The sequence below is a fragment of the Salibaculum griseiflavum genome (assembly GCF_003129565.1).
GTDB lineage: Bacteria > Pseudomonadota > Alphaproteobacteria > Rhodobacterales > Rhodobacteraceae > Salibaculum > Salibaculum griseiflavum.
Window position 1 is genome coordinate 60,194 of sequence record NZ_QETF01000004.1, and the last position, 20,659, is coordinate 80,852.

Sequence of the window (20,659 nt, forward strand, 5' to 3'; positions counted from 1 at the left end):
GTCGTGTCAGTTTGGAAGGGCCGCGGAATGATCCCCGTCTATGTTATCAATCTGGATCGGCAGCCCGAGCGCTGGGCGCGTCTTTCGCGCAATGCCCAGGCGCTGGACCTGCCACTGACACGGGTCCGCGCCATCGATCGCCAGACGGAGTTCGGCCCCGACCTGTTGCGCGAACACGGTCAGCGCGATGCAGCGCGATACGGCCCCCTGACACCGGGCGAGGTTTGCTGTGGTCTCGGCCATATGCGCATCTGGCGTCGCCTTGCGGAAAGCGACGCTCCGGCGGCACTGGTGCTTGAAGATGACGCGGTGATCGCGCCGCAGATCCACGCTTTCCTGGGTGCCGGGTTTCTCGGGCTGCTGAAGCTGCACGACCTGACCTGCGTCAAGCTGGAATACCACCACGTCGCCCCGGCACGACGGGGCAAAAAACGTCCGTTGGGACGGGCGCTGGACGAGGTGCCGGGGGCGGTGCCGGCCAGGCTCTACCGATTGCTTGGGCCATTCCTGGGAACCGGCGCCTACCTGCTGACCCGCGAGGGGGCGCGGGACCTGCTGCGCCGCCATGATCGCCTCTACTGGCCCGTCGATCAGTTCATGTTCGATCCGGTCGTGGCGCTGGGGTTCCGGACCCTGCGGACCGGCTTCGTCAACCCCGCACCTGTCTTGCATGACCAGGTTGGCATGGCATCCGATCTCATCGCGGACAAGCAGGACCAATCGCGGGCCAACCCCGGTGTCAGGGTGACTCCGACCAGGGATATTCGTTACAGGTTGCGGATCGAGGCCGCCGGACTGCGCCGCGCGCTGCACAAGGTGACGGGCGCCCGCGCTGTCGAGCCGGCGTTCCTCGGGGCATTGCCCGGCGATGACTGAGGGTCAAACCCGTTCGTCGCCGATCCAATGGTCACGCAGCCAGGGGCACGGGCGGCTCCAATGCCGCCAGGACCCGTGATAGCCGTCGATCGCCTCTTCCATGTGGGGGCGTCCGTGAAAACACATGACGCGGCATTCGGCGGGCAGACGGGGCGGCAAAAGGAAATTCAGCGGCAGCCGCGGGATGGCGTTGCGCTTGAAGCTGCAGACCAGTTCGCCCGGCAGGTAGGACAGCGTCCCATGCCGCAAGGCGGTCATGGACGTGTAGTATTGCTCGCTGCCCTTGTGGCGCGCGATGGCCCGCTCCGGGTCGGCGGCGAAGTCGTCGTAGAGATAGGGATGCAGGTCGGGATCGAAACAGAAGACCGAGCCATGCCCGCCATCCTTGCCACGCCATTCGTAGCGCCATTCGCGGCGCATGGCGATTTTGTCCGGGGCATGGTCGACAATCGCATCCAGTGGTCCGGTGATCGCCACGTCCAGATCGAACCCCAGCCGCAGGCCTTGCATGTCCGCCAGCCCGGGGCGGAACAATGATACCTTGCGCCATGCGCCCTTGCGCCCGGCGCGGGACATGCCGGCGACAATGGCGTCCTCGAATTCCTCCTGTGGGAGCGGATGGATTTCGACGCCGTCTTCGATCCCCTCGGGATCGTCGGTGAAGCACAGGAACCGAAAGTCTCGGTCCAGCCATCGCCGCACACCGCGATGCAGGCGGTTCACATAGGCTGCGGGGTATTTCGTGCCCCATTTGATGCAGATGACATTCAGCATTCGGCGTCTTTCGCGGTCAGCCCGTGTTGCGTTTCGATCCGACCGGTCGAGCGGGTCTCGTCGATGATGGCCATGTTGGCGGCGCGTATCTCGGCGCTCTTGTAGCCGCGCGGGTGGTCGAGATGCAGGCAGAGCGTGGAATAACGGATCACTTTCGGCGCAATCCCTGCATGTTCCAGCCGATAGCCGAATTCACGGTCGCCGCCGCCATAGCGGATGCGCGCATCGAAGCCCCGCACGCGCAGGGCATCCGTGCGCCAGCACGAGGAATTGTTGCCGTTGAAGGTCTTCTTGGCGGGGGAGAGCCTGTCGAGCAAAGCGTTGATCCGCCATGCCATCCCCAGGACCTTGAGCCATTTGAGGCTGAACCCCAGCCCGTGTGCACGCAGCCATCCCAGCCGGAACGCCGCCCCGGTGCGGATCGCGTCGAGCGTGATCGCCCGACTTGTCGCCATGGGCAGACGGAAATATCCGCCCGACAGGAACCGGCCCGGCGCGGCCAGCCGGGCATGGGTGGCCACAAGATCGGGATGCGGGATGCAATCGCCATCGGTAAAGATCAGGTAGTCGCCCCTGGCCGCTGCGATGGCAGCATTGACGATCTCCCATTTGCGGAACCCGTCATCCTCGTGCCGGACATGGGTCAGTCGAAAGCGGCCGCTGTCCTGGCCCAGCCCTGTGAAGCGGTCGATCAGCTGCGCGGTCTCCGGGCCGGAGCCGTCATCGGCGATGACGATCTCGAACGGGGCGGCATTCTGGCAGGCATAGCCCGTCAGGACCTTTTCAAGCCAGTCCGGCGAATTGTAAGTCGAGATGATGACGGAGATTTCGGGCATGGCCTGTCACGCGGGCATCTGGGTTGCACCCCGCCTTGTGCCGGTTTCTACAGCCAAACGCCATAGGTCTCCTGGAAATAGCGCACGGCAGCGGCGTCGGCCTGCCGACGGTTGTGCCCTTCGATGACCGAATGCAGAAGTGGCGTCGCACTGTCGGCCTCGGTCAGGCGCGGTTGCAATTCCGCCGGGGCTGCAATCGCCCAGATCGGCACCCCGCGACGGGCCATGTGGCCCGACAACATGTAGTCATCGACCGCCCAGATCACCGGCGGGATGTCGAAGCAAAGGTCATCGAACCAATCGGGATCGACGCAGACACCGCAGACCCCGGCGAAATGGTCGACCCGACCGGCCTTGCGATAATACTGGCGCTTGGGCTTGTCTCCCAGCGTCGCACGGAATGGTCGAGTGGACTTCTGCACCAGCCGCTGGGCCTGGTAGCGCAGGTTGCGCCGCTTCGGAATCGTGACCGCGTCGGGCAGCCCCCAGGTTTCACGCGGCGGAGCAAAGCCGAGGCTGTCGATCCGCGCGCCGCGCAGGCAGACGGCCTTGTCAGGATGATCGCGTGCCGCTTCGATCAGGGCCGCCGCCCAACCTTGCGGGTAGTCCTGGTCGTCGTCGCAGAACAGAATACGCCGACCGCTGCCGCGCAGGTCACGCGCGCTGAACAAAACCTTGCTGGCCGGGCCGAGATCGGTCTCGGGCCGGATCAACTTGATCCCTTCGGGCAGTTTCGGCGCGCGTCCATCGTAGTCGGGAAACCGGCGATAATGGTGTGGCACGTGCAGGCGGATTTCCTCGATATCACCGCGCTGGGCCAACAGGCTTTCCAGCGTCGGTCCGATCTTGTCGAAGCGGGTGGGAATGGTGGACAGGGAAATGACGGTCATCGGTCAAAAGTCTGGGACGTCTCGAAAATCATGGCACACGGGCATCTTGGGCTGACGCCTACCCGGTGCGCAGCCGGTTGCCAAGGCGATGCACCCGGCCTGCGTCAAAGTTCGGCGATAAAGGCGTAATCCTCGGCATAAAGCCGCCGGATCAGGCGCATGTCGTCTGCCGAGATATCCTGTGCCGCACGGGCGCTGGCGCCTGTCCTGTCGACCGGAGACGTGGCGGGCGCGGCGGCGCTGCCGAATATGCGTTCCATCACATGCGGCAAGTCGGTTTCGATCCGCTCCACCCGGCCGACAAAGTCGAACGCCCGCCCGCCATCGACCAGCATCAGCGTCTGCGGGCACCAATGCAGATCCTTGTCCAGCAACCCCGCGTCCAGGCGCCGCAGGAAGTCCGAAAACGCGATTGGTCTACCGGGTGCCTTCGGGTCTTCGAGACCATATCGCCGCATGTATTTCGTGTTGTGGCCCTTGTCGCGCCATGCCGAAAGGACCCGCGTCGCCGGGTCGCGAACGAAGGTGAAACTGAAGCTGTCGGCGAATTGCTCGGGCGAGGGGAGGCGGCGCAGGCGGCCCTTGGCTCGGGCGCCGTGCCCGTCGCGTCGGATCGCCTCGTTGCCCAGGATATGTGCGGCCAGGGTGCGGGCGATGGTGGAATTCGCCGCTTTCGGCACCCTCTGATAGGTGAAGCCGTGCTTGGGCGAAAAAATGAAGCGCTTGGCGATATTGTCTCGCAAATGATCTGGCAAACCGCGCAACAGAGGATGCCGGGCAAGGCCACCATAGCGCAAAAGGACGCCCAGCTTGATCAAGTGATAATCCACGCGGTGCCCCTTCTTGCGCTGCGCCCGTCGTGTTTCCCTAGTCGCTGCCTGCTGTTCCGTCAATCTGGCCCGCTTCGGTCACCTAGGGGCCATTGATCTGGGTCAAGGCGCCTTTTGAGTGGCGGCGAAACACTGTCTGCAGGGAGGATGACCATGCAGACAGACAGCCCCAATGCGCTGTCTCGGGCAAAGGGTTCCCGGCCCGAGATGTCGCATCCTGATTCCGTAGAGGCCGAGCGCTGGCGCATGGCCGCTGAACTGGTCGACGGGTTCGACGATGGCCTCAACATATGCCACGAGGCGCTGGATCGGCACGTGGAGAACGGCCATGGCGACCAGGCCGCCCTGCGGTGGCTCGGCAAATCCGGCGAGACCCGCGACCTGTCCTATGCCGATATGCGGGCATTGGCTGCCCGGTTCGCCAATGTTCTGACCGCCCACGGATTGCAGCCGGGCGATGCTGTCTTCGGCCTCATGGGGCGGGTTCCCGAACTCTATGCCGGGGCCTTGGGCACGTTGAAGGCCGGCATGGTCTTCACCCCGCTCTTTTCCGCCTTTGGTCCCGAACCGATCCGCACCCGGATGGAGATCGGGAGTGCCACCGCCTTGATCACCACCGCGTCGATCTACAAGCGCAAGATTGCCGCCTGGCGGGACGAGCTGAAGAGCCTGAAACTGGTCCTGATCCTGGGGGACGAAGCGCCCGAGGGCTGCGTGGCGCTGGGCCCGGCGCTGGGCGCCGCCGCCCCCGAGTTCGACACGGTCCATACCGCCCCCGAGGATCCGGCGCTGATCCACTTCACATCCGGCACAACCGGCAAGCCGAAGGGTGCGGTGCATGTTCACAACGCGGTGCTCTATCACGCCTTTTCGGGCCGCCATGCGCTCGACCTGACACCGGGCACGATCTATTGGTGCACGGCCGATCCCGGCTGGGTCACGGGCACGTCCTACGGGATCATCGCGCCATTGGTGAACCGGGTGACCATGATCGTCGACGAGGCCGAGTTCGACCTGGACCGCTGGTATGGCACGATCCAGCGTGAAAGGGTCGAGGTCTGGTATTCCGCCCCCACGGCGATCCGCATGATGATGCGCACCGGGGCCGAGGCGGCCCGGCCCTACGATTTTTCATCCCTGCGGTTCCTGGCCAGCGTCGGTGAGCCGCTCAATCCGGAGGCGGTGACCTGGTCTGCCAAGGTGTTCGGAAAACCGTTTCACGACAATTGGTGGCAGACCGAAACCGGGGGCATCATGATCGCCAACCAGCCGGGGATGGAAGTGCGGCCGGGGTCGATGGGCAAGCCGATGCCCGGCATCGAGGCCGGGATCATCGACCGCGCCGAAGACGGCACCCTGACCGAGCTGGGCGATGGTCAGGTGGGCGAGCTTGCGCTGCGGCCCGGCTGGCCCTCGATGATGCGCGCCTACCTTCACGAGCAGGCCCGCTATGACAAGTGTTTCGTCGATGGCTGGTACCTGTCCGGTGACCTGGCGATGCGCGATGCCGATGGGTATTTCTGGTTCGTCGGCCGGGCTGATGACCTCATCAAGACCTCGGGGCACTTGATCGGCCCCTTCGAGGTGGAAAGCGCCCTGATCGAACACGAGGCCGTGGCAGAGGCCGGCGTCATCGGTGTGCCGGACGAGACCGCCGGAGAAGTCGTGAAGGCCTATGTCACGCTCAATCCCGGCCACGAGCCGAGCGCAGAACTCGAACGCGCCCTTCGCGGCCATGCGCGAAAGGCCCTTGGCCCTGCCGTGGCCCCGCGTGAGATCGTCTTTCGCGAAACCCTGCCCAAGACCCGGTCGGGCAAGATCATGCGCCGACTTCTCAAGGCGCGCGAACTGGGATTGCCCGAAGGCGATATCTCGACATTGGAGACCGACGAGTCATGACACGAAGCGATAAGCCGAAGCTGGACCGGGGCCATGTGCTGGCGCTTTTGCGGGACATGATCCGGGTCAGGAAATTCGAGGACAAATGCGCCGAGCTATACACCCAAGAGAAAATCCGCGGATTCTTGCATCTCTACGATGGTGAAGAGGCGATTGCCGCCGGGATCATCCCGGTTCTGGGGCCTGAGGACAGGGTGGTGGCCACTTACCGTGAACATGGTCATGCGCTGGTGCGGGGCGTGCCGATGACCGCCATCATGGCCGAGATGTATGGCAAGGCCGAGGGCTGTTCGGGCGGGCGCGGCGGCTCGATGCACCTGTTCGATGCGGGGAAGAATTTCTATGGTGGCAACGCGATCGTGGGTGGTGGGCTTCCGTTGGCGGGTGGTTTGGCGCTGGCCGACCGAATGCGCGGCGAGGCCAGGGTCACTGTGTGTTTCTTCGGCGAAGGCGCCGTGGCCGAGGGTGAGTTCCACGAGACAATGAACCTGGCCGCGCTTTGGGGTCTGCCCGTTCTGTTCGTCTGCGAAAACAACGGCTACGCCATGGGCTCCGCGCTGGACCGCACGGAAAGCGCCACCGATATCCACGCCAAGGCGGCATCCTACGGGATCGAGTCGCACCAGATCGACGGGATGGATGTGGTTGCGGTCGAGGCCGCGGCACGCAAGGCCGTGGCGCGTATCCGTGAGACTGGCCAACCGGTCTTTCTCGAATGCAAGACCTACCGGTTCCGGGCGCATTCGATGTTCGATGCGCAGCTCTACCGCGACAAGGACGAGGTCGCCGATTGGCGCAAGAAGGGGCCGATCGTGCGGTTCCAGGGCTGGCTGCTGGAAAACGGACTGATCCATCAATCCGATATCGACGAGATCGAAAAAGCGAGCGAGGCCGAGATCGCCGAAGCGGTGTCCTTTGCCGAGGCTGGCACATGGGAACCGCTGGAAACGCTGACCAACCATGTGCTGGGCGAACAGCCCCCTGCGCCGCCTGCGCCCGCGGCGTCTGGTGAGACGGTCGAAATGACCTACCGAGAGGCGGTCAAACAGGGCATTCGCGACGCCATGAACCGCGATGACCGGGTTTTCCTGATGGGCGAGGACGTGGGCGCCTATGGCGGCTGCTACGCGGTGTCCAAGGGTTTGATGGATGAATTCGGCCCGGAACGGATCCGCGATACGCCACTGTCGGAATCCGGGTTCACCGGGGCCGGCATCGGGGCGGCTGCGGCCGGAATGCGGCCCATCGTCGAGCTGATGACGGTCAATTTCTCCCTGCTCGCGCTCGACCAGATCATGAACACCGCCGCCACGATCCGGCATATGTCCGGCGGGCAGTTCGGCGTTCCGGTGGTGATCCGCATGGCGACAGGCGCCGGCAAGCAACTGGCCGCCCAGCATTCCCATTCGCTGGAGGGGTGGTATGCGCATATTCCCGGTCTCAAGGTTCTGGCCCCGGCGACTCTGGAGGACGCGCGCGGCATGCTCTGGACAGCGATACAGGACCCCGATCCGGTGCTGATCTTCGAGAACGTCATGCTCTACAACATGACAGGCCGGATCGACGCCAAGGCTGGCCCGGTGGATATCGCGGGCGCCGCCGTTCGGCGCGCCGGAACGGATTTGACGCTGATCACCTATGGTGGCTCGCTCTTCAAGACGCTGGAGGCGGCCGAGGCCCTGGCCGGGGATGGCATCAACGCCGAAGTGATCGACCTGCGCAGCCTAAGGCCGCTGGATGACGCGACGATCATGGCGTCGGTCAACAAGACGCGCCGGGCGCTGGTTGTGGACGAGGGCTGGCGCAGCGGGTCGCTCTCGGCAGAGATATCGGCCCGGATCATGGAACAGGCGCTCTGGTCGCTGGATGCGCCGGTGGGCCGGGTCTGTGCGCAAGAGGTGCCAATTCCCTATCCCAAACACCTCGAGGATGCTGCGATCCCGCAAGTGCCGGGCATCGTCGCGGCGGCCCGGGCGATGATGGGGCGCTGAGATGGGGGTGTTCAGCATGCCCTCGCTCGGGGCGGACATGGAGGCCGGCAAGCTGGTCGAATGGTCGGTGCAACCCGGTGACCAGGTCAATCGCGGCGATGTGGTTGCCGTGGTCGAAACCCAGAAAGGCGCGATCGAGATCGAGATTTTCGAGAGCGGCACGGTGCACGAGCTCATCGCTGAACTGGGCGCGGAACTCCCGGTGGGTGCGCCCCTCGCCGTGATCCTTGCCGAAGGTGAAGCGCCGCCCGCCGAGGCCCCGGCGGCGCCCGAGCCGGTCCAGGAGGACATGACCGCACAAAGCCCTGCTGACGACATCACCGCGCCCCCGCCGACGCCCGACATTGCCCCGCATGCGGGCGCTGGCCCCGCCGCCTCGCCGGCGGCGCGGGTGCGGGCGCACGAACTGGGCCTTGACCTGTCTGCCATCACGGGCAGCGGGCCGGGCGGGGTGATCGTTCTGGCCGATGTCGAAGTCGCTGTGCCTGGGCCAGCCCGGCCGCAAGCCCGGACCGGCGGGACGGGGTCAGCGGTCGACGAGATGCGCAAGGCCATCGCCGCCGCGATGACCCGGTCCAAGCAGTCTATCCCGCATTTCTACCTGTCCGAGACCATCGACGTGCAGCCGGCAATGGACTACCTCGCCGCCCTCAATGCCGACCGGCCCCCGCCCGAACGGGTGCTGCTGGGCGCGCTGTTCGTCCGCGCGGCGACGCGGGCCGCGGCCAAGATCAAGGTGATGAACGGGCATTTCACCGATGGCGCATTCCGACCTGCCGACCGTGTCAATCCGGGGGTCGCCGTTGCCTTGCGCGGCGGCGGGCTCGTCGCGCCTGCCTTGATGGATGCCCAGGACATGACGCTGGACCAGACCATGAGCGGGATGCGCGACCTGGTGACCCGCGCCCGCGCCGGGCGCCTGCGCAGTTCGGAAATGACACAAGGCACCATCACGATTTCCAGCCTCGGGGAAACCGGAGCCGAGGCGATGACCGGCGTGATCTTCCCGCCGCAGGTGGCCCTGGTGGGCATCGGGGCACCGCATCGGCGACCCTGGGTGGTGGGCGACGCAGTCGTGCCGCGCCACGTCGTGACCCTGACCCTCTCCGCCGACCACAGGGTCAGCGATGGCCGCCAGGTTGCCCGCTTCATCTCGGAATTCGAAACGCTGATGTCAGAACCGGAGGCCCTATGACCGATTTTCGCGCCGCCTACCTGGAGGAATTGACCAATATCGCGCCCGATATCGACCCTGATACCGTGGGCGATGACGAGCATATCCAGGATGATCTTGAACTCGACTCCATGGATGTCCTGAACCTCGTCATGGCGCTGCATAAACGGTTCGGCGTCGATATCCCCGAGGCCGATTATCCCCGCATCGCCACCGTGGCGCTGGCCACGCGATACCTGGAGAGCCACGTGGCAAGCTAGGCCGCGCGGGATCAGGGATGTTCTGCGAAAAGGTGCGCCTGTTCGGTGTCGAAGGTCAGGCCGATCTCGGTGCCGGGGTCCAGCATCCTGTCTTCCGACAGGGCGGCGATGATTTTGGTGCCGTCCTTCATGGCGACATCGACGATGGTTTCCGCGCCCAGCCGCTCGGTCAGCGCCACGGTGCCGTGCAACATGCCCTTGTCGGGGTCCGTCGGGTGCAGGTATTGCGGGCGAATGCCAAGCGTCGCCTTGTGTCCAACGGCGACCGGTTGCTTGACCGAGCCAATCCGCACCGGGTCGAGCGACGGGTTTGACACCAAGGCCACGCCGTCGGCGACCTCGGAGACATCGACGCTCAGGAAGTTCATGGACGGTGCCCCGATGAAGCCCGCGACGAAGAGATTTGCGGGATTATGATAAAGCTCCATCGGGGTGCCGACCTGCATCACCTCGCCATCTCGCAGCACCACGATTTTGTCGGCCAGGGTCATCGCCTCGACCTGGTCGTGAGTGACATAGATCATCGTCGCCTCAAGCTGCTGATGCAGCTTGCCGATCTCCATACGCATGTCCATGCGCAACGCGGCATCGAGGTTCGACAGCGGCTCGTCGAACAGGAAGACGGACGGTTTGCGGACGATCGCCCGTCCAATGGCGACCCGCTGGCGCTGGCCGCCCGACAACTGGCTGGGGCGGCGGTCCAGCAGGTGTTCCATCTGCAGGATGCGAGCGGCTTCGTTCACGCGGCGGTCCTTTTCCTCCTTGCCGGCACGGGCGATGGTCAGGCCGAACCCCATGTTCTCGCGCACCGTCATATGGGGGAAGATGGCGTAGGTCTGGAACACCATGCCGACGCCCCGCTCTTTCGGGGGCATCTCGTTGACGACGGTGCCGCCGATACTGAGCGTGCCGCTCGTGATATCCTCCAACCCGGCGATCATCCGCAACAAGGTTGATTTGCCGCAGCCGGATGGGCCGACGAAGACGACGAATTCGCCGTCCTCGACCTCGATATCCACGCCGTTGATCACATCGACCGCGCCGAAGCTCTTGCGCACGTTCTTCAGTCTTACATCCGCCATGTCCCTACTCCGCCGCCTGCGTCCGGGGGCGAACCTGCAACAGCCTGTCCGACCGGATGTCCACCGGTTCGGGGTCCATTACATGCCCCAGGAAATGCCCGTCCTCGCCGCGGTCGGCGAAACCCATGATCATCAATTGCCCGTTATCCTCGACGATCCGTGCCGCGTAGCGCCGGCACGGGTTGGCCCCGTCCAGAAACGGGCCGGGCGCGATGCGCCATGGCCCGCGCGGGCCATCCCCGATCAGGTAGTGGTTTCCGGTGACCGGACCGCCCGGCGTCTGTTCGGCCTGTTCCTTGGAGAAGTGCTCGGCCGCGGTGCAGAACAGGCAATACCAGCTGCCGCCCGCCTCGAAGACCTGCGGCACCTCCAGTTGCCCATATCCGCCCGCGAAGACCGGCGGTTGCAGGGTCCAGGTCATCAGGTCGGGCGAGGTCGCGAAACCGATCGCTCCGCCGGCATTGGGCTCGCGCACATCCGGCACCCGTGCGGTGAAGAACATCAGGTATCCGTCGCCTTCGGGGTCGGGCATGACCCAGGGGTCGCGCATGGCCCGGTCATGCCAGTGACCCTCGGCAAAGTCCGCCTCGTAGAATTTCGCGTTTGGCCCCACCAGGTCAAGGCAAAGGCCATCGCCGACCCGCTCCCAGCTGTGCAGGTCGGTCGAAGTCGCGTGGCCCAGGCGTTGGTAAAGCCCCTCTTCGGATTGGCGGCTGCCGGTGTAGAACAGGTGCCAGATCCCATCTGGCCCTTGCAGCACCGACCCGGTCCAGGTGGTGAAATCGTCCCAGGCTGGTCCTTCGGCCGGGGCAAGCGAGGTGCCCAGATGTGTCCAGTTCACCAAATCATCACTGACCGCATGGCCTTGGCTGACGTTGAAATGGCGCAGTTCTGGATTGATCAGGGATTTGTCTGCCTTGAGAAACCAGGCATGCCAGCGTTCCCCGTCATGGGCATACCAGCTGTCCCAGATCCATTGGTCGGGAAGTGCGAGAACCATCGGTGATTATCCTTTCACGCCGGTCGAGGCGATTGATGCGATGAAGGCCCGCTGGAGGACCAGGTAGAAGGCGAGCACCGGCACCGTGATCAGCGTCAGGTAGGCCATGACCTCGCCCCATGCGATGTTGAGTTGGAAGAAGTATTGCAGCCCCACCATGACCGGCCGGTAGCTTTCCTGCTGCACCACGATCAGCGGCCAGAGATATTGGTTGTACATGACCAGAAACTTGAGGATCGCCGCCGTGGCCAGTACCGGGCCGGCCAGCGGCATGACCACCTTGTAGTAGATCTGGAACCAGCTGGCGCCCTCGACCCGTGCCGCCTCGATCAACTCCCGCGGCAGGTCCTTGAAATACTGGACGAAGAGGAAAATCGTCAGGCCATCGGCGATCCAGGGGATGATCTGCACCCGGTAACTGTTGAGCCAGCCCCATTCCAACCCTTCGAAACCGATCCACGGCAGCTTGCTGACCAGAAGCAGAAGCGGGATCGCGATGGTCTCGAACGGGATGATGAGCGTTGCCAGAATGATCGACAGGATCAGCCCGCGACCCCTCCATTCAAGATAGGTAAAGGAAAACGCCGCGAGCGAGCAGATCGCGAGGCTGAGCAGGACCGTTGTTCCGGTCACGAGCACCGAGTTGAACACGAACAGCCCGACCGGCGCGCGCTCGAACGCCTCGCGGTAGTTCTCCAGGCTCAGGTCGCCCACCGGCAGGAAGGCCCGCAGGCTGCTGGTGTCCGCCAGCAATTGCTGGTCGGGCTTGAGGCTGGACATGCCCATGAAGAGCAGCGGAAAGATGAAGATGATCGCGATCAGGGTCAGAACCGCATAGCGCACGACCAGCCGCAGACCGCGATTGTCGGGAGTGATGACGGCCATGTTATTTCTCCCTCGTCAGCCAGCGCTGGATCAGACTGATCGTCAGCACCAGAAGGAACAGGATCACCGAGATAGTCGAGCCGCCCGAGATGTCCTGCTTTCCATAGCCCCGTTCGACCGCCTGGAAGACGACCGTCTGCGTGCTGTCCAGCGGTCCGCCATTGGTCATCACGTCGATTTGCGCAAAGAGCGCGAAGGCCTGCATGGTGATCACGATCAGGACCAGGACGGCGGTGTTGCGCAGCCCCGGCCAGGTGACATAGCGGAAGGTCTGCCACTTCGACGCCCCTTCGATTTCAGCCGCCTCGTAGAGCGTTGGGCTGATCGTCTGCAGGCCGGAGAGCCAGATCACCATATGAAAGCCCACAGCCTGCCAGATGGACATGGCCATGATGGACCCCAGCGCGGTGTCGGGGTTGCCCAGCCAGTCCACCGGTTGCCAGCCGCCGAAGGTGATCGCTGACAGCAGGTTGTTCAGCAGCCCGTCATTGCCGTCATAGATGAACCGCCACAGCAGCGAGACGACGACGATGGAAACGACCACGGGCATGAAATAGATCGCCCGGTAGATATTGATGCCCCTGAGCTTCTGGTTGATCAGCAGCGCAAGGATCAGCGCCAGCCCACCCTGAACGGGGGCCACCACCAGAACGAACATGAGCGTGTTCACCAGCGCTTTCATGAAGACCACGTCGCTTGCGATGACCACCCGGGCGGTTTCGGCGGATTGCCAACGGAACCATTCGCGCATGCCGCGATATTGCGGAAAGTCGTCGGACCGGGTGATCGTCCTCACACGAGGATATTCGATTTCGCCATCCTCATCGCGGATGACCGCACCGCTGTCATCGCGTTCGGGTTCGAGCGTGATCACGGACAGGCTCAGCAGGTCGCGGTAATTCTCGAAGCCCACGTATTCCGTCGGGTTCGGCGAAATCAGCCGCTGGTTCGTCAGCGACAGGCCAAAGGCAAAGAAGAAAGGCACGATGATGAAAAGCGCGATCAAGCCAAAGCCCGGCAATGCAAAGGCCCAGCCGGCCCCCGTGGACCGGGTCAGTTTCGACGCCATGGTCGTTCTCCGTCGTCGTGTCGCATGGGCAAGGGGACCGCGCCCCGGAAATCCTCCGGGGCGCGGATCTCTGCGTTAGTGGCCGTAACCGCTATTGGCCTCGATATCGGCGTCGATCTCGTCGACGGCGGCATCAAGGGTATCGGCCACATCCGCGCCGTTGGCGATATCGGCCATCGCCTTCTCGAAGACCTTGGCGGCAACCACGTAGCCGGGCGAAACCGGGCGCACCAGCGCCTGGCCCTCGGACAGGCCGAAGAACGGCTCCAACGCACCGCCGGGGGCGTAGTTCTCGGTCATTGCTGCGGCTTCCTCGGTTGCCGGAATCAGGCCGATACCATCCGAGAATGCAGCCAGGTATTTGTCCTGAAGCGCAAATTCGACGAACTCCGCGACGCCATCAGGATGTTCACAAGTGCCTGAGGCTCCGAATTGCCACGACCCGGCGCCGATGGTCGGGCCGTTGCCAAAGTCGGGCGCCGGCAGGAACACCACGTCATCGACGCCGCCTTCAAGCGTTGCGACAGCGGCCCAGTTGCCGTTCCAGCTGAACGCATACTTGCCTTCGATGAAACCGTTGTCGCGGTCGGCGGGGTCCTGGCTGGTGCCGGGCGCGTAGCCCTCGGTGAAGAGGCTCTGCCACCATTCCCCGAATTCCATCGCGGCCTCACCGTTCAACGCACCTTCGGCGGTCTGGTAGGTGGAGCGGTCAACGATGTCGCCGCCAAAGCTTTGCAGGAAGGGCGAGAAGGCATAGGGATACCATTCCCCGGTCCAGGCCATGCCCGGATCGAAGGCGTATTCGAACTCGCCCGAGGCCTTGGCCGCTTCGAGCGCAGCCATGAATTCCTCGCCCGTCCAGGGGTTGTCCAGGGTCGGCGTGCGCAGGCCCAGCGCGTCCAGCGTGGCCTGACGGGTGTAAAGCGCCACGGCCGCATCCCACAGGCCGACCGAGTAGATCTCGCCATCCCAGCGACCGACGGTCGAGTCCAGATGCCCGGCAATTGCCTCTTCCGAGATCGGCAGTGGCTGCATGTAGCCCGACCAGGCCCAGTTGGGCATGACAGGGCCATCCACGTCGAGGATGCAAGGCAGGTTGCCCGACAGCGCACCGGCCACGACGGAATCGTTGTAGCTGCCCTGCGGGAAGCTTTCGACGCTGACGGTCCAGTCGGATTGCGCGGCGTTGAAATCCTCGATGATGCCACCCAGGATGTTGCTTTCCACCTCGTTACCTGCACCGTGATACCACATCGACAATTCGGTCTGGGCCATGGCCCCGGTTGCGATCAGCGTGGAGCTGGCAAGAAGGCCAGCTTTCGTCAGTCGTTTCATGTCTTCTTCCTCCCAATTGGTGTGACATTCGTGTTCGGTTTGACGAGCGGCACGACACTGTCGCGCCAACAGACGGGACCGCTGACAAGCTGCGGCTCCGAGGGGGCTTGGCCCTCTTCCCGGATCAGGGACATGAGAAGCTGGGCCGCCCGCACCCCCATTGCCGCGTAAGGCAATTCGACCGTGGTCAGGGGCGGGTAGAGCGTTTCGGCGAGCGTGCGGTAATTGTCATAGCCCGCAATCGAAATATCCCCAGGCAGGTTCAAACCGCGTGACCGCAGGATGCCGTAGGCGCGCATCGCCATCCGGTCATTGCCCATGCACAGCAAGGTCGGTGGGTTTTCCAGCCCGAGCATGCGGTCGATCGCGTCCCAAAGCAGCTGTGTCTCGACTTCGGGGTCGGGTTCTGCCATGTCGGCCTCGATCACCAAGGCCGGGTCGTAGGCGATCCCGGCGTCGGCCAGGGCACGGGCATAGCCCGCCGTGCGCAGCCGCGTGGCGTCGAGCGCATTGGCCAACGTGAGGTAGCCGATACGGCGATGCCCTTTGGTGATCGCCTCCGAGACAAGGGCGTATTGCCCTTTTTCATCATGTGGCAAGACGCAGGGCGTGCCCTGTTCGTCATAGCCGTTGGCGATAACCACCTTGCCGATGCCGGGCGTGTCGGGCAGGTCAACCTTCTTGTGGTAGTCCGCCACGTAGATCAGTCCCTCGACCCGGTGTTCGGCGAAGGTCCGCATCAATTGCGGCACCCGATCAAGGCGGCCACCGGTATCCGAGATCATCAGCGTCATGTTCAGCGGCTCGATGGCGCGCTGAATACCCTGCACGATGAACAGTTCCGGCAGGCCGGACAGCTCGACATTGGAGGGTGTGCTGGAAATCGCCCCCGTGATTAGACCGACCAGTCCGGATCGGTTCGATCGCATGGCACGCGCGGCGTTGGACGGGACATAGCCGAGTTTCGACATGGCCTTTTCGACCTTGTCGCGGGTGCGTTGCCCGACAGGCCCATCACCATTCAGCACCCGGCTGACCGTCTTGGGCGAAACCCCCGCCGAGCGGGCGACATCATAGATCGTGGCCATCGAATCCTCCCAGCACGGATGTCAGCGATTCGCTCTGTGACATCGGTGTCATGACATCGGTGTCACAAGGTGCGGAGCTTTGCAACAGGTTCTTGGCTTCTGGTGCTCGCAAGTCGGTGACGATGCGGGCCTCTACCAAGGGCGCGAAAACACATACCCGCATCATGGTTCGGACGATACTGTCTGTGCCGTCTACGTCATCACATCCGACAGAACGACAGGCTTTGACCGCGCCAAACGCGGCCTTGCATAGGATTTTTCTTGGGGGATTTGGTGGAGCCTAGGGGAGTCGAACCCCTGACCTCTTGCATGCCATGCAAGCGCTCTCCCAACTGAGCTAAGGCCCCATCCTGGTGTCGCCCAGGGGCGACGACGTGCTCTCTAAGCACGGGCGCGGGCGAGATCAAGCGAAAAATCCCGCCCTGCCGAAAATCATTCGACGATCAGCTGTCGTCGTCCGGTGCGGCCACGTCGGCCAGGTCGTCCAGCGACACGTCATCGCTGTCATCGTCGTCTTCGAGAACGTCATCGCCCAGGTCGACATCGGACTCGTCGTCATCGTCTTCAAGGACGATTTCTTCGTCGTCGGACGATTCCTTGAGCTTCTTGGTCTGGGCGTCCTCGGCGTCGGCAACCATGGTGCGGGTCTTTCCGGTCTCCACCTCGACGATCTCGCCCGTGTAGGGGCTGACGATCGGATCGGCGTTCAGGTCATAGAACCGCTTGCCGGTGGTCGGGCAAACCCGCTTGGTTCCCCATTCTTCCTTGGGCATCGTTTCTTCCTTTGTGCAAACTGACAGCACTTGGCGTGATCGCCGCCACCTGCCATAAGCGTGGGGGCGTGTCAAAGGCTAAGACACGCGGGAAATTCATGAAGGGCGGATATGGGCCGTCTTGTCCTTGAAGGCAACCCCCCGGTCGAGGTGAATATCCGCCGCAGCGCGCGGGCGCGGAGGCTGAGCTTGCGCGTCTCCCGCCTGGATGGAACGGCCACGCTGACCTTGCCGCGCCGGGTGCCTGAACGCGAGGGCCTGGCCTTCGTGCAGGACAGGGCCGACTGGCTGCGCCGGCAATTGGCGGACCTGGCGCCCGAGGTCAGGCCCGGTTTTGGGCAGTCGCTTCCTTTTCGCGGCCGGCCGGTGCTGCTGGAGCCCACGTCGGAGCGGCGGGTGCGGCTGGACGGGGACCGATTGCTGGCCCCGGCCGATCCCGAGCGACTGGCGCCGCGGCTGGTTGCCTTTTTCAAGACACAGGCCCGCGATGCCCTGGCCGAGGCCAGCGATCGTCACGCGGCCCGGCTGGGGCGGGGCTATGGCCGGATCACGCTGCGCGATACGCGGTCGCGGTGGGGGTCCTGTTCGGCGCGTGGTGACTTGATGTATTCATGGCGACTTATCATGGCGCCGCCCGAGGTGCTGGATTACGTGGCCGCCCACGAGGTCGCCCACCTGCAGCAGATGGACCATTCGCCAGCGTTCTGGGAGATCGTCGAGCGCTTGTTCCCCGACCATGCGCCGGCCCGGCGCTGGTTGCGCACCGAGGGCACGGCCTTGCACCGAATCCGTTTCGATTGACGGCATGGATTGACGGCTGCGGAATTTGTGATCACAAGACCGCATGCTCATTCATTCCAAGACCACGGAACCGACCGGCGCGGCCCATGATCGCGTCTATCGAACGTTGCGCCTGCGCATCCTGCATGGCGAGATGCATCCCGGCCAGCAGCTGACCCTGCGCGGCATTGGCAAGGAATTCGGCGTCTCGATGACCCCGGCACGCGAGGCGGTCCGGCGATTGGTGGCGGAAGGGGCGTTGTCGCTGTCTTCGTCCGGGCGTGTGTCGACGCCGGAATTGTCCAACGAACGGATCGAGGAACTGGCCGCCCTTCGGGCCCTGCTGGAACCGGAACTGGCCAGCCGGGCGCTGCCGCGCGCCCACCTTGCGCTGATCGAAAGGCTGGAGGAGATCAACGGCCGGGTGCGGCAGGTGATCGCGCGGCATGACGCCAGCGGCTATATCCGGCTGAACCTGGAATTCCACCGCACGCTCTACCTGCGTGCCCAGGCTCCGGCGATGCTGGCGATCGCGGAAACCGTCTGGCTTCAGCTGGGGCCGACCATGTCCAAGCTCTATGGCAAGCTGCGCCGGACGGAACCCCCGTATAACCACAAGTTGATCCTCGCCGCGCTCAAGGCGGGCGACGAACCAGGCCTGCGTCTGGCCGTGCGCAGCGACGCCACGCAGGGCCTTCGGATGCTCAAGGTCTGATCAGGCGGGGGTGGATTCCCGCAGCGTGGCGGAAATCCGGGTCAGCGCCTCGCGGAATTCAGTTCCGCCGATGCGCAGCCGGTTCGCGATCTGGCTGACCAGCTGGTATTCGGTGGGGTGGATCTGGCCATCGGCCACCGCGACATGCAGAGCCGATTCCATCACGATCCGGCGTTCCGCATCGCTCAGCCCTTCGCCCAGGGCGTCGATATCGCCAATATGGTTTTGAACCTGGTAGATCATGTCGCGCACCCGGTCCCGAGGATAGTCGCGCCCGGTCAGGCGGGCCAGGACCCCGGCGATGTGGCTGACCTCGCGTTCATCCACGTCCCCATCGGAAATCGCCACATGGGCCATGGCGGCGAGAGCGTTGATGGCCAGGGTGTCCGAAACCCTGGACTTGCGACGGCGAGGCTTGCGGCCATGAATAACCCACGCCAGCAGCGCGAACAGCCCCGCGACGGCCAGCAGGAGCGGCCCGGCATGGCCGACAACCATATCCCTGGGGGACAGGCGTGGATCGACCGGCAGATCGGCAGGGAACGCACCAATGGACTGGCCGCGCGCGAACATCTCCGGCGTCAGCGGGCGATAGGACGTGCCCGTGCAATCCTCCTCGGACATCGCGTAGGACGTGACCGTGGTGTAGACGGGGATGAAGGCCACGGCCATTGTCTCGACCAGGTGGCACAGGGCAAAAGTGCCGCCGGTGGCGGTCGGCACATCGGTTCTTGCCACGAAGACAAGGCCGTCGCCCCAACTGCCGGCACCACGCGCGGCCTGGGCCGGGCCGGACAGGCTCAGTGTGAAGGCGAGGGCGAGGGGCAGCAAGAAAAGCCACTTTCTCATCGGAAATGTCCTGGTTGCGATTTCTCAACCATAGGTTTTTCCAAGAACGGGGCAGGTTTTGGGCCGCACCGGGGCGATTTGCGGCCCAGACCAAAAACAAGGGCCCCGGCGCAATGCGGGGCCCTCGTGGCGTCCATCGCTGGGGACGGATCAGCTGTGGATCGGGCCGTCGCCGCAGGCCAGTGCCGCCTCGCGCACCGCCTCGGAATAGGTCGGGTGGGCATGGCAGGTGCGGGCCAGGTCCTCGGCCGCCGCGCCGAATTCCATCGCGACGCAGACCTCGTGGATCAGGTCGCCGGCCGCCGGGCCGATGATGTGGCAGCCCAGGATGCGGTCGGTTTCCTTGTCGGCCAGGATCTTGACGAAACCGTCGCCCGCGAAGTTGGCCTTGGCGCGGCCATTGCCCATGAAGGCGAACTTGCCGACCTTGTAGGCGCGACCCGCCTCTTTCAGTTGCTCTTCGGTCTGGCCGACATTGGCAACCTCGGGATGGGTATAGATCACGCCGGGGATCACGTCGTAATTCACATGCGGCTTCTGACCGGCCAGCCCCTCGGCGCAGGCCATGCCCTCGTCCTCGGCCTTGTGGGCCAGCATCGGGCCGGCAATGGCGTCGCCGATGGCATAGATGCCCTTAACGCTGGTGGCGTAATGGTCGTCGGTCTTGATCTGGCCGCGCTCGGTCATCTCGACGCCAAGCGCCTCCAGGCCCAGCCCGTCGGTATAGGGTTTGCGGCCCGTGGCGACCAGAACCGTGTCGGCATCCACGGTGTGCTCGCTGTCGTCCTTCTTGAGCTTGTAGGTGACCTTGGCCTTGGTCTTGAGGGTCTCGACACCCTGCACGGCGGCGCCCATGACGAAATCCATGCCCTGCTTCTTGAGCAGCCGCTGGAAGGTCTTCTGAACCTCACCATCCATGCCCGGCGTGATCGCGTCGAGATATTCGATGACGGTCACTTCGGCGCCGAGGCGCTGGTAGACGCTGCCCAGTTCCAGGCCGATGACGCCGGCCCCGATCACCACCAGTTTCTTGGGCGGCTTCTTGAGGCTGAGCGCCCCGGTCGAGGAGACCACGGTTTCCTCGTCGATCTCGACGCCGGGCAGGCTGGAGGCTTCGGAGCCGCTGGCGATGATGATGTTCTTGGCCTCGTGCACCTCGTCACCGACCTTGACCTTGCCGGCCTCGGGGATCGAGCCCCAGCCCTTGAGCCAATCGACCTTGTTCTTCTTGAACAGGAACTCGATGCCCTTGGTATTCTGGCCGATCGTGTCCTCCTTGTAGGACAGCATCTGGTCCCAATCGACCGACGGGCTTTTCCCCTTGAGGCCCATGGCGGCGAAGTTGTGCTCGGCCTCGTGCAGCATGTGGCTGGCATGGAGCAGCGCCTTGGAGGGGATGCAGCCCACGTTGAGGCAGGTGCCGCCCAGCGTCTCGCGCCCCTCGACAACGGCGGTTTTCAGGCCCAGCTGCGCGCAGCGGATGGCACAGACATAGCCGCCGGGGCCGGAACCGATGATGATGACGTCATAGGATGCCATGGGAATGTGTCCTT

The 20,659-nt window shown here is 64.2% G+C and carries 20 protein-coding genes and 1 tRNA gene; 7 read left to right on the forward strand and 14 right to left on the reverse strand.

The annotated features are described in order from the left end of the window. The first annotated feature begins 27 nt into the window (after window positions 1-27). Window positions 28-876 (forward strand): glycosyltransferase family 25 protein, encoded by an 849-nt coding sequence (locus DFK10_RS05045; protein WP_109387253.1) that lies wholly within the window; start codon window positions 28-30, stop codon window positions 874-876. 3 nt (window positions 877-879) lie between these two features. Here the strand turns inward: DFK10_RS05045 and DFK10_RS05050 are convergent, their stop codons facing one another. The 4 genes from DFK10_RS05050 to DFK10_RS05065 form a co-directional block, all read right to left on the reverse strand. Continuing rightward, window positions 880-1,650 (reverse strand): glycosyl transferase, encoded by a 771-nt coding sequence (locus tag DFK10_RS05050; protein ID WP_109387255.1) that lies wholly within the window; start codon window positions 1,648-1,650, stop codon window positions 880-882. Continuing rightward, the gene (locus tag DFK10_RS05055; protein ID WP_109387257.1) at window positions 1,644-2,486 is read right to left on the reverse strand and encodes a glycosyltransferase family 2 protein; all 843 of its coding nucleotides are present in this window, start codon (window positions 2,484-2,486) and stop codon (window positions 1,644-1,646) included. Before DFK10_RS05055 ends, DFK10_RS05050 begins: the two co-directional genes overlap by 7 nt. A 47-nt stretch (window positions 2,487-2,533) precedes the next feature. After that, a complete protein-coding gene (locus DFK10_RS05060) occupies window positions 2,534-3,376 on the reverse strand; it encodes a glycosyltransferase family A protein (RefSeq protein WP_109387259.1) in 843 nt (280 codons plus the stop codon). 104 nt (window positions 3,377-3,480) lie between these two features. After that, the gene (locus DFK10_RS05065; RefSeq protein ID WP_217810062.1) at window positions 3,481-4,206 is read right to left on the reverse strand and encodes a sulfotransferase family protein; all 726 of its coding nucleotides are present in this window, start codon (window positions 4,204-4,206) and stop codon (window positions 3,481-3,483) included. Window positions 4,207-4,359: 153 nt separating this feature from the next. Here DFK10_RS05065 and acsA point away from each other — a divergent pair, with 153 nt between their 5' ends. From acsA to DFK10_RS05085, 4 genes are read left to right on the forward strand one after another with little or no spacing between them, the layout of a single operon-like run. Then, a complete protein-coding gene (acsA, locus tag DFK10_RS05070) occupies window positions 4,360-6,105 on the forward strand; it encodes an acetate--CoA ligase (RefSeq protein ID WP_235866768.1) in 1,746 nt (581 codons plus the stop codon). Then, window positions 6,102-8,096, forward strand: coding sequence for a pyruvate dehydrogenase (acetyl-transferring) E1 component subunit alpha (gene pdhA / locus DFK10_RS05075; protein ID WP_109387265.1), 1,995 nt, complete (start codon window positions 6,102-6,104; stop codon window positions 8,094-8,096). Before acsA ends, pdhA begins: the two co-directional genes overlap by 4 nt. Window position 8,097: 1 nt before the next feature. Beyond that, window positions 8,098-9,291: a dihydrolipoamide acetyltransferase family protein gene (locus DFK10_RS05080; RefSeq protein ID WP_109387267.1), complete on the forward strand. Its 1,194-nt coding sequence runs from the start codon at window positions 8,098-8,100 to the stop codon at window positions 9,289-9,291. Further along, complete coding sequence (locus DFK10_RS05085; RefSeq protein ID WP_109387269.1) at window positions 9,288-9,530, forward strand: acyl carrier protein; 243 nt, start codon at window positions 9,288-9,290, stop codon at window positions 9,528-9,530. The genes DFK10_RS05080 and DFK10_RS05085 overlap by 4 nt, the downstream gene beginning before the upstream one ends. An 11-nt stretch (window positions 9,531-9,541) precedes the next feature. Here the strand turns inward: DFK10_RS05085 and DFK10_RS05090 are convergent, their stop codons facing one another. From DFK10_RS05090 to DFK10_RS05125, 8 genes are all read right to left on the reverse strand, one after another. Further along, entirely contained in the window at window positions 9,542-10,612 is a 1,071-nt protein-coding gene (locus DFK10_RS05090) for an ABC transporter ATP-binding protein (protein ID WP_109387271.1), read from the reverse strand. 4 nt (window positions 10,613-10,616) lie between these two features. Beyond that, the gene (locus DFK10_RS05095) at window positions 10,617-11,612 is read right to left on the reverse strand and encodes a glycoside hydrolase family protein (RefSeq protein ID WP_109387273.1); all 996 of its coding nucleotides are present in this window, start codon (window positions 11,610-11,612) and stop codon (window positions 10,617-10,619) included. A 6-nt stretch (window positions 11,613-11,618) separates the two neighbouring features. Continuing rightward, the gene (locus DFK10_RS05100) at window positions 11,619-12,497 is read right to left on the reverse strand and encodes a carbohydrate ABC transporter permease (protein ID WP_109387275.1); all 879 of its coding nucleotides are present in this window, start codon (window positions 12,495-12,497) and stop codon (window positions 11,619-11,621) included. 1 nt (window position 12,498) lies between these two features. After that, complete coding sequence (locus tag DFK10_RS05105) at window positions 12,499-13,566, reverse strand: carbohydrate ABC transporter permease (protein ID WP_109387277.1); 1,068 nt, start codon at window positions 13,564-13,566, stop codon at window positions 12,499-12,501. Window positions 13,567-13,641: 75 nt separating this feature from the next. Beyond that, entirely contained in the window at window positions 13,642-14,901 is a 1,260-nt protein-coding gene (locus DFK10_RS05110; protein WP_109387279.1) for an extracellular solute-binding protein, read from the reverse strand. Then, on the reverse strand, window positions 14,898-15,989 hold the full coding sequence (locus DFK10_RS05115; RefSeq protein ID WP_109387281.1) for a LacI family DNA-binding transcriptional regulator: 1,092 nt from the start codon (window positions 15,987-15,989) through the stop codon (window positions 14,898-14,900). Before DFK10_RS05115 ends, DFK10_RS05110 begins: the two co-directional genes overlap by 4 nt. 271 nt (window positions 15,990-16,260) lie before the next feature. Beyond that, a tRNA-Ala gene (locus DFK10_RS05120) sits at window positions 16,261-16,336 on the reverse strand. 96 nt (window positions 16,337-16,432) lie between these two features. After that, window positions 16,433-16,762: a TIGR02300 family protein gene (locus DFK10_RS05125; protein ID WP_109387283.1), complete on the reverse strand. Its 330-nt coding sequence runs from the start codon at window positions 16,760-16,762 to the stop codon at window positions 16,433-16,435. A 111-nt stretch (window positions 16,763-16,873) separates the two neighbouring features. Between DFK10_RS05125 and DFK10_RS05130 the strand changes: the two genes are divergently transcribed. Then, window positions 16,874-17,563 (forward strand): M48 family metallopeptidase, encoded by a 690-nt coding sequence (locus tag DFK10_RS05130; protein WP_109387285.1) that lies wholly within the window; start codon window positions 16,874-16,876, stop codon window positions 17,561-17,563. Between the two features lie 43 nt (window positions 17,564-17,606). Next, a complete protein-coding gene (locus DFK10_RS05135; RefSeq protein ID WP_109387287.1) occupies window positions 17,607-18,257 on the forward strand; it encodes a GntR family transcriptional regulator in 651 nt (216 codons plus the stop codon). On the opposite strand, the gene DFK10_RS05140 is transcribed toward DFK10_RS05135, so the two are convergent. Together DFK10_RS05140 and lpdA are read right to left on the reverse strand one after the other, a co-directional pair. Continuing rightward, the gene (locus tag DFK10_RS05140) at window positions 18,258-19,106 is read right to left on the reverse strand and encodes a tellurite resistance TerB family protein (protein WP_109387289.1); all 849 of its coding nucleotides are present in this window, start codon (window positions 19,104-19,106) and stop codon (window positions 18,258-18,260) included. Between the two features lie 150 nt (window positions 19,107-19,256). Beyond that, on the reverse strand, window positions 19,257-20,645 hold the full coding sequence (lpdA, locus tag DFK10_RS05145) for a dihydrolipoyl dehydrogenase (RefSeq protein ID WP_109387291.1): 1,389 nt from the start codon (window positions 20,643-20,645) through the stop codon (window positions 19,257-19,259). Window positions 20,646-20,659: the final 14 nt, after the last annotated feature.